The organism is Frankia sp. CcI49, from assembly GCF_001983215.1.
GTDB classification, from domain to species: Bacteria; Actinomycetota; Actinomycetes; order Frankiales; family Frankiaceae; genus Parafrankia; species Parafrankia irregularis.
In genome coordinates this window covers 248,928-260,231 of the sequence record NZ_MOWP01000032.1, presented here as the reverse complement: position 1 = coordinate 260,231, position 11,304 = coordinate 248,928, and the positions used below count along the sequence as shown (strand labels likewise).

6 protein-coding genes and 3 pseudogenes are annotated in these 11,304 nt (G+C 64.6%); 5 read left to right on the top strand and 4 right to left on the bottom strand.

All coding sequences use genetic code 11. The features are described 5' to 3' along the window. From CcI49_RS29555 to CcI49_RS29540, 4 genes and pseudogenes are all read left to right on the top strand, one after another. A partial coding sequence (locus tag CcI49_RS29555) for a CocE/NonD family hydrolase (RefSeq protein ID WP_131831240.1) occupies positions 1-890 on the top strand: 890 nt, incomplete at its 5' end. Positions 891-1,018: 128 nt separating this feature from the next. Beyond that, positions 1,019-1,254, top strand: a pseudogene (locus CcI49_RS43685) (ISL3 family transposase); the annotation flags it as partial. Positions 1,255-1,323: 69 nt separating this feature from the next. Beyond that, positions 1,324-1,692 (top strand): annotated as a pseudogene (locus CcI49_RS29545) (FtsX-like permease family protein); the annotation flags it as partial. 116 nt (positions 1,693-1,808) lie between these two features. Continuing rightward, positions 1,809-3,362, top strand: a complete 1,554-nt coding sequence (locus CcI49_RS29540; RefSeq protein ID WP_076831774.1) for an alpha/beta fold hydrolase — start codon at positions 1,809-1,811, stop codon at positions 3,360-3,362. Positions 3,363-3,634: 272 nt separating this feature from the next. Here the strand turns inward: CcI49_RS29540 and CcI49_RS29535 are convergent, their stop codons facing one another. The 3 genes from CcI49_RS29535 to CcI49_RS42740 are packed head-to-tail and all read right to left on the bottom strand — an operon-like array spanning position 3,635 to position 4,935. Continuing rightward, the gene (locus tag CcI49_RS29535; RefSeq protein ID WP_076831771.1) at positions 3,635-3,865 is read right to left on the bottom strand and encodes a hypothetical protein; all 231 of its coding nucleotides are present in this window, start codon (positions 3,863-3,865) and stop codon (positions 3,635-3,637) included. A gap of 30 nt (positions 3,866-3,895) precedes the next feature. After that, positions 3,896-4,741 (bottom strand): transposase, encoded by an 846-nt coding sequence (locus tag CcI49_RS29530; protein WP_241840301.1) that lies wholly within the window; start codon positions 4,739-4,741, stop codon positions 3,896-3,898. After that, positions 4,723-4,935: a hypothetical protein gene (locus CcI49_RS42740; RefSeq protein WP_198955667.1), complete on the bottom strand. Its 213-nt coding sequence runs from the start codon at positions 4,933-4,935 to the stop codon at positions 4,723-4,725. Before CcI49_RS42740 ends, CcI49_RS29530 begins: the two co-directional genes overlap by 19 nt. A gap of 539 nt (positions 4,936-5,474) precedes the next feature. Here CcI49_RS42740 and CcI49_RS29525 point away from each other — a divergent pair. Then, positions 5,475-10,745, top strand: coding sequence for a diguanylate cyclase (locus tag CcI49_RS29525; RefSeq protein WP_076831768.1), 5,271 nt, complete (start codon positions 5,475-5,477; stop codon positions 10,743-10,745). Positions 10,746-10,877: 132 nt separating this feature from the next. On the opposite strand, the pseudogene CcI49_RS43680 reads toward CcI49_RS29525, so the two are convergent. Further along, positions 10,878-11,163 (bottom strand): annotated as a pseudogene (locus CcI49_RS43680) (hypothetical protein); the annotation flags it as partial. Between the last annotated feature and the right edge of the window lie 141 nt (positions 11,164-11,304).

The following is an 11,304-nucleotide window of genomic DNA, read 5'->3' as shown; positions in this document are numbered from 1 at the left end:
GGCACGCTGCGGCACTCGAGACGTCGATGGTGCCCACCCTGGTGATTGCCGGGTGGCAGGACATTTTCCTGTCACAGTCCATGGAACAGTATCGACGTCTGCATGCGCGTGGCGTCGACGTGGCGCTGACGGTTGGCGCATGGGTGCATGCCGATATCCTTCTCCGCGGTGGCGGCACAATCGTACGAGAAAGCCTCCATTGGCTGGAAGAGTACTTGGGTGGCAGCGGAGCGCGCGGAGCGTGCGTTAGAGTGCAGGTGGGGCCATTGAGGAGGTGGATCGAGCTGCCGGAGTGGCCACCCCACGGAGAAAAAAGAACCTGGCACCTGCACCCGGGCGCGCGCCTTGAAAGACATCCACCGGGTAGCGATGCCACCGCATCGGAGTTCGTCTATGACCCAGCGGATCCGACCCCGACCATCGGCGGAAATCTCATCAGAAAGGGCGGATACCGCAACGACTCCGCATACGTCGGCCGGCCCGATGTGCTGGTCTATGACACAAGCCCATTCAACACCGAACTGGTTGTGCTCGGTGCTCCGGTCGTTACGCTAGCGCACCGTTCAGATCGTCCCGATGCGGACCTTTTCGTGCGGCTGAGTGACGTCGACCCAAGCGGGCGTTCGCGCGGGGTGTGCGAGGGGTACTGGCGTGCCCAACGCGGCGAGTTTCCTATCGATCTCTGCCTAAACGACACCGCGCATATATTCGCGCGAGGGCATCGTCTGCGGCTGATCGTTGCCGGCGGATCTTTCCCTCAGTACGCGCGCAATCCCGGCACAGAAAATAACCCGCTCACTGCGACCGAACTCTATTCGAATCGTCACGTGATCAAACATGCCGACGGTGCGTCAACGCTACGGCTACCGGTCGGTTCCTTTCCGGAATGAACCTGTACCCTGTGCCCCAGATTCCGCCGGTGCGGCCCGGTCGGCACGCTGGGCCAGGGCTCCGGCGTGATCGCGGTCTGGCGCTGGATCCGTCCGCGGCTTCGCCGGCCTCCTCCGCCCCCGCCGACGGCAACGCCGACCGACTCGATGAGTGGATCACCACGGCTCGTGCCGCCGACCTGCCTCACCTGCATTCCTTCACCTGCGGACGCGACATCGAGCGCACGGCCGCCGATGCCGCCCTCACCCTGCCCCACCACAACGACGGCGCCGAAGGCGTGAAAACCAAATCTAAACGGATATGCGTCAGATGCACGGCCGAGCAGGCTCACCCTTCCTCGGTCACCGCATCCTGCTCGTCTAACACAGAGTAATCACCGAAAGTGAGCCAGAGCCGCCCGCACAGAACGCCGCCGGCACGGCCCTCAACGCCCTAATTCTTGGACTCGGGTCCGTGGCACTCCTGGTCGGCGGGATCGGCGTCGCCAACACCGTGCTCATCTCCGTCCTCGAACGTCGCGGTGAGATCGGGCTGCGCTGCTCCCTCTGCGCCACCCGATCCCACATGCGCAGCGAGTTCCTCACGGAAGCGCTCCTGCTGCCGGCTATCGGCGGCATCGGTGGGCTGTTTCTCGGAATCGCCGTCACCACCCTGTACGCGAACATTCAAGATTGGCCCACCGTCATCCCGTCCTGGGCCACATGGCACTTGGCCTCGGCGCCACCCTCGGTCATCGCCGGCCTTCACCCCGCCACCCGCGCATCCAAACTCCCACCCACTGAAGCACTGGCCGTGACGTGACCATGATGGCAGCAGCGGTCAGCCGATCCTATGCCGACTTGCCCCGCAGCGTCGCCGTAGTTCATGTCTCGGCGCAGCTGATTGCCTTATTGCGAACTTCACAGTAACCTCTCCCCATGAATTCAACGTGGAAGAATCTGTGCGCTGGGATCATCCTGGTCGGACTGTCCACCTCCTTTCTGTTCGGAGGGAAAGGTTTGGCTGTCGCCGTATCCGGCGATGATTCACCGAGCATCACGAATGAGTGCTTAAGTAGCGTGCCGGAGCGGGTCAGTAGCACACCGGTTCGCATCTGCTACACGGCGTTCCAGCCAGCGGGTGCGGATGCCGTGCACCCTGTGCCGGTCGTGCTCCAGAGTCATGGATGGGGAGGCGCGCGCGTCAAGGATCCGGCCTATTTCACTGACTACCTCGACGAAGGCATCGGTGTGATCAGCTTCGACCAGCGGGGGCACGGCGAGAGCGGCGGTTCCGCGCACCTTCAGGATCCGGACTTCGAGGGRCAGGACCTGCAGCGCCTCCTGCTCGCCGTCTCAGCGTTGCCTTGGGTTCAGCTGGACGGGCCAAGCGACCCGCGTGTGGGGACCATCGGAGGAAGCTACGGCGGCAGCTACCAGTTTCTCGCGGCTTTCGAGCAGATCCGTGCCACAGGCTCGACCGTCATCGATGCGATGGCACCGGACAGCACCTGGTACGACCTCAATGAAAGTCTGGCGCCAGCCGGGCTCGTACGCACCCGGTGGGCAACCCTGCTCGGGGTGCTCGGTGGGATCAACATGGAGCCGGCCGCTGGCGCGTCGTTTCTCCTGGGCAGCACGACGGGTAAATGGCCGGACGGGTCCATTCCCGGCACGATTGACATGCAGGCGTATGCTGCACGCAGCGGCGCCGCCTGGCAAGTGCAGCACGGATTGCAGATCGACGTGCCAATGGTGATCGTCTCCGGAGCCACAGACAACCTTTTTCCCCTTCAGCAAGGTCTACAGGCGTGGGACAAAGCGCTCACCGACAAAGCCAGGCGCAACAGCATCTTTATCGGGTTTAATGGCGGACATGCGATGCCGGCTGTGCGACCGATGGGAATCGGCGTAACGGGGGATCCTTGCAGCACGATGCTCGGTAGCGACGGCTACGGCAAGCTGGTGGTCAGATTTATGTTGCAGGAGCTGAAGGGCGTCGACACGGGCTTGTCCGGCTTCGGCAAGATTCATCTCGCTACGGCGGCGGGCCGCTGCCAGACCGTCAAGTCAATCACGCCCAGCGTCACAATGCCCGTGTCAGCGGGTCTGGGCACGCAACTTGGAGGAAGCGCCCAGGTGGTAAAGATCGCGGACGGCCCGTTGACGATCGCGGGACGATCGACTGTTCATGCGTCAGTCACCACGGTGATCCCAGACTCCTTCGCGTTCTATGCTCTGGCAGTGGGCACATCGGTTTTGGATGCGAAGATCGTGCAGAACAACATGCTTCCACTACGGGAACGCCGTGTGGTGACCGGGGAGGTGCGAGATCTTGAGCTGCCTAGCGTCGCAGTCGACGTTCCGGCCGGGCAGAGCCTGTTCTTGATGGCGTCACCCAATCAGGATATCTTTACCGGCACGAGTACTCTACTCACGGGCCCGGTGGAGCTATGCAACATCAGCGTGAGCCTTCCGGTGGTCGCCGACTGATATAGCCCGGTGTGGTGACACGCGAGGTAACCCCGTAGAGGATGCTGCCGATCCGACGTAGAATGCAGCTTCTGAGTGCATCCGCGTCGTATATCTCCTCGCATAGCTTCGGCGCCTCGATGGACCACGTCGCGCGCGACGTGGGTATCAGTCCGCCGCATGCGTCGCTACTTCGGCAACCGCGACGGTCTGCTCACGACGCTGGTCTATCAAGGCGTTGAGCAGATCATGGAGATCCTCATCGGGGTAGTACGGCAGCCGATTTTTTGCGATCAGTTGAGTTGGTGGTTGCGGCGTCGGTAGTGGATGGCTCTGACGTTGGCCCGGTGGCGGCTTCGCCACCGGGACCAGCGCAGGATGTGATCGAGCGCGGCTGTGGGTCGGGCGATAACGGCGAGAAACAGGCGTCGGGTCTCGTTGACGGTCAGGGGTAGCAGCCCGTCGTCGTAGGGCCGGTCGCGTTGGTCGGCCGCGAGGATCGTGAGGAAGGCGTGGGCGACCAACGCGAGTACAGAGTGTCCCTAGCTCTTCTGTCAAGCAGCGGCGGGTTTGGCTGGGGTGGGGTCGTCGGCTCGTAGCGCTGCGGAGACGACGTCGGAGAGGCGTCGTTTGAGGACGCGCAGGGCCTCGCGACCGCTGTCGCCGCTGTCTTTGCATCGCGCCATCATCGCTGTGGCGGGTGGATGCCAGCGGGCTTGGGTCATCGCGATGCGGTGAAGCGCGGCGTTGAGCTGGCGGTTACCGGTGCGGCTGAGCCGGTGCCGGGCCTTGTTCGATGACCGGACCGGTAGCGGCGCGGTGCAGCTATGCCGGGCGTAGGCATCCTTCGACCGGAAACGGTCGACGCCCGCGGTCTCACCCAGGATCTTCGCCGCGGTCAGTGCGCCGCATCCCGGGATAGCGATCAGCGACGGCGCGAGACGCTCCACGAGCTCGGTGATCTCGGTGGTGAGCTGGTCGATCTCGAGCGTGAGATCACGGCAGCGGCCGACCAGCGTGCGGGCGAGGCGGGCCACGACGCCGTGGTGGTCGGCGAGGCGCACCTCGATCGTGTCGTAGGCCGAGGAGCGGTCCAGGGCGCGGGCGTTCGGTTCCCAGGACGGGTCGAGCTCATGGAAATGCCAGCGCAGTCGGCAGATGATCCGAGTGCGTTCCGCGACCAGGGATTCTCGGTGATCGACCAGGAGCCGGACCTCACGGTCCGGGCCGTCAAGTCGGGCGACGGGGAGGTCGGGCTCGCGCAGGGCGGCCCGTGCGACCGCGAGAGCATCGATCGGATCGGACTTGCCGTACGTGCGGGCCGTGTTCCGGCTCGCTGCCATCAGCTTCGGGGGGACGCGCACGATCGACTCGCCGGCCGTCAGCAGGTCCCGCTCCAACCGTCGAGACAGATGCCGGCAGTCCTCGACCGCCCAGACCGCCGGCCATCACCGAGTGTCCGCGCCCAACGCAGCAGGCCGAGATGATCCTTTGTCACGGTCCCGATCGTGCGCTCGGCGAGCTTCCGGCCGTGGTCGTCGACGACGACGATGGTGTGGGTGCGCTTGTGCGCGTCGACCCCGAGAGTGACCATGAATCGTGTCTCCTTCGTCGAAGAGGGGCACGGGCCGGTCGGCGGGCATATCCCTGTCAGGGGCGACGCCGCGTTCCTCTCAAGCCACGCCGGCCGGACCTTGAGGTCCGGCGGGCCGCACTACGGACAGTGGCCACCAGCGGCAACAACCAGGTGGAGCGAACCCGCCGGACACCTCGACAGTAGAGACAGGGATGAACCGGTGGATCGGAATGTGGCGGTCAGCGATACGTGCGTCGCTGGCAGTGTGGTCGTGTGAGCCGGACGTACCACGATCACCTCCGTGGGACCGGAACCGGTGGAACTCCGAGACGGGTACCCGTGGACGAGGCGGCAGCGATCTATCACTCGGTGACGCATGCCCATCGCGTGATGGAATCCGAACTCCATTCGAGAGCAGCCCATTTACTCCGATTCGTTGCATTTGGTCGCCCGATGCGGGCGGATGAAAGATCGGCAGGCGCTCTATTTTGTGTCGCCGTATCGTAAGTTCCTGAGAGGGTAGAGGAGGTCGCGGGCGGGAGGTAAGGGCGAGATTCATGAGTCGGATCACGATACCAGGCGTAGTACTTGGTGAGGAGTTGAGGCGTGGCTCGAATTCCATCGTCTATCGGGCTGAGCGAGCGGGTCGACAATATGCGCTAAAAATGCCACTCCGACAGGTTGCGGACGATAAGGGCGCAATGCGCTCGTTCGCGCGGGAAGCAACAGTTCTCGCTTGCATAAACCACCCCAATATATCGCATGTGTGGGCGGCGGGCCGGGCGTCTGGGTTTCCGTACCTCATCACAGATCTCGTCGAGGGCGACTCCTTGGAGTCGCGAATTCGATCGCACCCGCTCGGTGTCGGCGAGACGACCCGAATCGCGCTCGACCTCGCCTCAGCGTTGCATGAGGCGCATCGGCGAGGTCTCGTGCACCAGGGCGTAACGCCGATGAACATCATCATCCGTCCTAGCGGGCGGGTGATGCTGCTGGACTTCGGCCTGATGGTCAAAGCTGGGCGGTTGGCGGACGAAACGGCGGTAGGTACTCTTCTTTACTCCGCTCCTGAGCAGACCGGAATGTTGCACCGGGAAGTCGACGCGCGTACCGATCTCTATGCGCTCGGCGCGGTCCTATATCACTGCCTGGCCGGGGCACCGCCGTTCGAGGCCACTGACGCCGCGGAACTCATGCGGCTGCACGCTGTCGCGGCTCCCAAGTCCCTGGTCTGCTTGCGGACTGACGTGACCGAGGAGCTGGCGGGCGTGGTTGCCCGACTGCTGTCCAAGGACCCGGACGACAGGTACCCGTCAGCCAGGGACGTCGCCTCAGCACTCCTCCCGCTCGCCTCGGGCCCAGTAAGGAAGTCCCTGTGTCCGTCCGCGGCGGGTGAAGCGTCCTGGATGACCAAGACGACGGTCGGACGACAGCACCCCCGCGCTCTGCTTCGGCGAGCCTGGTCCGACTGTCTCGCCGGCAAGGGTGGCGTTGTCACCGTGATCGGCGAGGCCGGCGCGGGTAAGACCCAGCTCGTTCAGGAGTTGGCCACCACGCCCAGCCTGATGGCTGGACGCCCGGTGCTGCGCGGTCGATGCGCGCCCCAGGCTTCCGTTCCGTTCGCCCTGTTACGCGATCTGATCGGTGGGCACCTTCGGGATTTGTCCTTCGTCACTGAGCCGCGACGGCGGGAACTGCTCGACCGAGTCGTGGCAGCCGCTGGCAAGGACACCGTCCGCCTGTCCAGGCTGCACCCCCTCCTGGACCGCGCCTTGAACCTGGAGGCACCGCGAACGCCCGAGCCAGAGGCCGACGAGTTGCGTTTCCGAGCAGCTGTGGTCGGGCTTCTCGGCCGGTTGGCGGCGCTCTCGGGCGGAATGCTCATCTGGGTTGACGACGCTCATTGGCTCTCGTCCGGTGACCGGGCGGTCCTCGAGAGCCTAGCGGCGTCTGCCTATGCATCGCGTCTGCTGATCGTCAACACCACACGCGACCCTTCGTTGCGCCTTGCAACTGGGCTCGCGAGAAGCTGGGAAATCGCTCTGAATTCACTGACCGGTGATGAGGTTTCTGCGCTGATCCGAGCCTATCTCGGCGAGATCACTGACGAGAACTTCGCACGCGAGGTAGCTGTCCGTTCGTCGGGAAATCCGCTAGCTGTAGTCTCGTACGTGCAGGCGGTGATTGACGCGGGGCTGGTTCGCCCCGACTGGGGGCACTTTGCGCTCGACAGGTCCGAGCTCGAATCCCTCCCGCTGCCGGTGAYGGTCCTCGACCTGATTCGCCGGCGAGCGGACGCTCTCAGCCCTAGAGCTCGGTCGATTCTGGGTGTGGCCGCAGTGATCGGCCGACGTTTCAGCCTTGGTCTCCTGGCCGCCGTGAGCGCCAGTTCACCTGCCTTGGTGACGAAGCTCATGAGTGAGGCTGAGGCGCACCAACTCGCCGTGCCCAATGGGGACGATACGTGGTCGTTCGTTCATGACTGTGTCCACGAGGCGCTGGTGTCGACCATGGCCATGCCGCTACGGAGAACCATCCATCGACGTGTCGTCGATGTTCTTGACTCCGATAGCGCGCTTGGGCGCCGCGGACCATACGAGGCCGCGCGGCACGCTATCGCCGGAGAGCTAGATCCGCCGCGCCGGTTCCGGCTGGTGGCTGCCGCCGCCACGGAGGCGCTGGCCGCCGCGGCTCCCTACGATGCGTTCGACTTCTATGAGGCCGCCCTGGCGGCCGCGCTCGAGGCCGGCCTTGAACCGGGCGCCGACTTCGAGGAGGGCTTCGCTGTCGCGTGCGCCCGAACGGTCCATGCCAGCGAGGCCCGGGCCCACTTCCTGCGCGCCCTCGGCGGGCAGCATGAGGCGCTTCGGCGTGCGTCGATCTATCTTGAGCTGGCCCGGGTCGAGGCGGCTGGGTTTCATACTGCGGCGGCGTGTGAGTACGTGCACCGAGGCCTGTTGGAGATCGGCCGACGGCTACCAGACAACCCGCTGGAGATGGCGGCGGTCAGTGTGACACGACTACTGGTCGGAACAGCCTGTCGGTGGAGCTGGACCGGCTACGGTCGCGTCGCCGGCGACAAAAGAAAACTCGACCAGTTGCGATGTCGCCTCTACGACGTCGGTGCTCAGGCTGAATGGTCTCGCGGGCGGATGGGATCGGCGCTGGCGTTCATGATGTCCGCTGTCACACCTCGCCGACGGCTTGGTAGTGGGGACGCGTACCTACGTTCACGCGTCTTTTCTCTATTTCYCATGACGGAGTTCGGTCGAGGACGGCCCGTGGAAAGGACCATCTGCCGGCTACGGACGTTCGCGGAGCAGAGTAACGACCCCGTGTTGCGGGCGACGATAGACCTCTACATCGGTGGCGCGTTGCTGCTCGGCGGCCGGAACAGTGAGGCGGAGGATGTATTTACCGAGTGCCTGTCCAGTGAGCGGAGATGGATAGAGACGGCGCATTACGCCAATAGCAAAAGCCACTTGATTCGTAGTCGCCTGCAACGAGGGCTGTTCCGGGAGGCGTGGGATGCCTGCGAGACTCAGTCAGGAAACCCGGGAGACGAGATGCTTCGGGGTGATCTTGCGATAGTTAGGGCTAGGCTTGCTCGGATCCTCGGTTTCCCGCCGATTCCCGATCCGGGCCTTGCCGCACTCGATGAAGAACCAGCAGCTGAACGCCTTCGCCGTCATGTCATCTGTGGCGATGTCGCTGAGTCCGAGATCGAGGACGGCGAGTTTGGGCACGTATTCGACGCCGCGGTCGCCGCCGGGGACGCCATCGGGTTTCGTCCCCGCCAGGTACCCAAGTCGTTTCGGTACTTCTGGGTTGCGAAGGCTCGGGGTCGCCTGGAGCAGGCGCGTGCCGCGCCACCGGGTCTCGAGCGGACCAAGCGTTGTCAGGCAGCGAGGCGCGCTTTGCGTGAAGCGCGCTGGGCCGGGGCCTACCCGCCATATGCCGCGGACCTGAAGGTGCTGCGAGCAGTGGAGCGCGAGCTCGCCAATGATGATCGCGCGGCGCTGGAGGCAATCCACGTCGCGGAAGGGATGGCACGGGACCTCGACCTGCCACGTGTCCGCTTCGATGCGATCCTCGAGCGTGCTCGATGCCTTCGCGCCGCCGGCGAGATAGACGGTGCGGAGACCGAGGCGGACCTGGCTCTCGAGTTTGCCCGGCGCCGTGGATGGGTTGGCCGTGAGCGCCGGGTGCTCCGTGAGTTTCCGCGCCTCGGGCAGCAGGCCTCGCCCAGGGAACCGGTGGGAACGCAGCCGAAGGTCGCGGCGAGCCGCTATCGGCGTCGCCTTGACGCGGTTCTTCGAGTGAGCGCGGCTGCGGGCCAACAAACGGCGCCGCAACGTGTCGCCGTCGTGGCGCTCGATGAAATCATCGCGATTCTGGGTGCTGAGCGTGCCTTGCTCTTCCTGCCGGAGGCCGCGCACGGTGCTCCTGGGCCGGGCGGCCTTCGGCTTTATGCGGGTCGCGCTCGTGAGTCTGGCGAGCGCGATGACGACTATCGTGGCGAGCTCCAGCGTTTCGCGACGGAGGTTGCTGAACGCGTACGAGATCAGCAACGACCGTTGGTAGCTACAGGCTCAGACGAGATCGCTGCCTTGGTCTCCTATAGCGGTGTCCAACACGTGCTACGTAGCATTATCGCCGCTCCTGTCCCTATCGACGACCAGCGGGTCGGTGTCGTGTATGTTGACAGCAGGGTCGCCCGAGGTCTGTTCACGAACGAGGACGCCGAGATCCTTGTGGTTTTAGCGAAACAGGTCGGTGTCTCCCTTCAGAGTGCCGAGAAGGTTCGGCTCGAATCTCTCGTCGCGGCCGAGAGAACCCAGCGGGAACTCGCCGAGGCCCTGCGCCTCGTCACAGCGCGGGCCGCCGCGACGCTGGACGTGACCGAAATACCTGGCCGGGTCCTGACCGCGGCCCGCCAGATTCTCCCTTTCGATGCCGCCTGGATCCTGAAGCCCGTCGCCGACGGACTCCGGGTCGACTCGACCCATGGAAATGTGGACAGTCGAGCCGCCGGCGTGGTCTTTGCGCATCCCGGAGAAGGGCCGTTGGCGGAGGCGTTGTCCGGCGGCGAGGTGACGGTGGTCGATGGCAACAGCGCGCCGCTGCCTGGCCAAAGATCCGAGGCGAGAAGCTTCCTGATCATACCGCTCCCCTTCTACTGTCGTGGTCAGATCGTCTTTGTCCTCGCGTCCGGCTTTCCGGACTTCTACGGTGACACCCGGGTTCAGATTGCGCATACCGTTATCGACCAGACTGCAGTCGCGTATGAAAATGCCCAGCTGGTCGAGGAGTTGCGTTGTAATGCAGCGACGGATCCGCTGACCGGACTCGCCAACAGGCGCCAGTTCTTCGAACAGGCGACGCGCGCTCTCGCCCGGCGCATCGCTGCCGGAGAGCCGACTAATGCGGCGATGATTGATATCGACTACTTCAAGAAAGTCAATGACGGATACGGACACTCTGTCGGCGATGAGGTGCTCACCGGCGTTGCTCGTCGCATTCGGACCAGCCTGTGTGAGAAAGACCTCGTAGGTCGAGTCGGGGGCGAGGAATTTGCAGCGTTGCTGCTTGGACCACTTCCGGTAGCCGAGAAGCGGGCAGATCGCCTACGACGCGCGGTCGCGGAGAGCCCCATCGAGACCGCGGCCGGACCGCTCACGGTCCATCTCAGCATCGGCCTTACGCCCGCGGCTCCCGACGACGCCAACCTGGCCGACTTCCTTTACCGTGCTGACCAGGCGCTGTACACGGCCAAAGAGACTGGTCGCAACCGCGTGATCGTCCGATGTTCAAAACCGTTGCATTGAAGCTCAGCCTAGGACCGCCGCGGTCGGCCCGGCCGGCGAGGCCATCAGATTGAGCCGGATCCGCAGAGCGGTCGGCAGGCCGGCAGCCTGGGCCTGCCGGTTGGCCACACCGAGGATACACAGGGTTGTGGCCTACTTTCGGTGGTGACGGAGTGTTAACCGGGCAAGATCCGTGTCGGAGCAGGGCGAACCGGCCCGGCCGTGCATCTTGCGCTTGATCCGTTTGGTTTTGGCGTTCACGCATTCGGTTCCTCCGTTCTGGTGGGCCAGGGTGAGAGCAGCGTCGACGGCCGCGCGGTCGAGATCGAGACCGCGGGTGAAGGAACGCGGGTGAGGCAGGCGCGCGGCACGGGCACAGATGATCCACTAGCCGAGCCGGTCGGCGTATGCCATCAGCGGGCTGGAGAAGCTCCGCGAAGCCGCGGACGAGGCCCGGCGATAGCGATCACTTCCGGGCGAGCGATGGTTATTTCGTCGAGTGGGTCGCGCTGGCTGTCGGTGAGGGTGTCGGGTCGGGTGAGCAGGCGGGCTCAACCTGCGGATTCGCTGGCTGCAGACC

Coding starts and splice junctions, on each gene's coding strand:
- CcI49_RS42740 (WP_198955667.1), bottom strand. CDS start 4,935: ATGGTCACTCTCGGGGTCGACGCGCACAAGCGCACCCACACCATCGTC.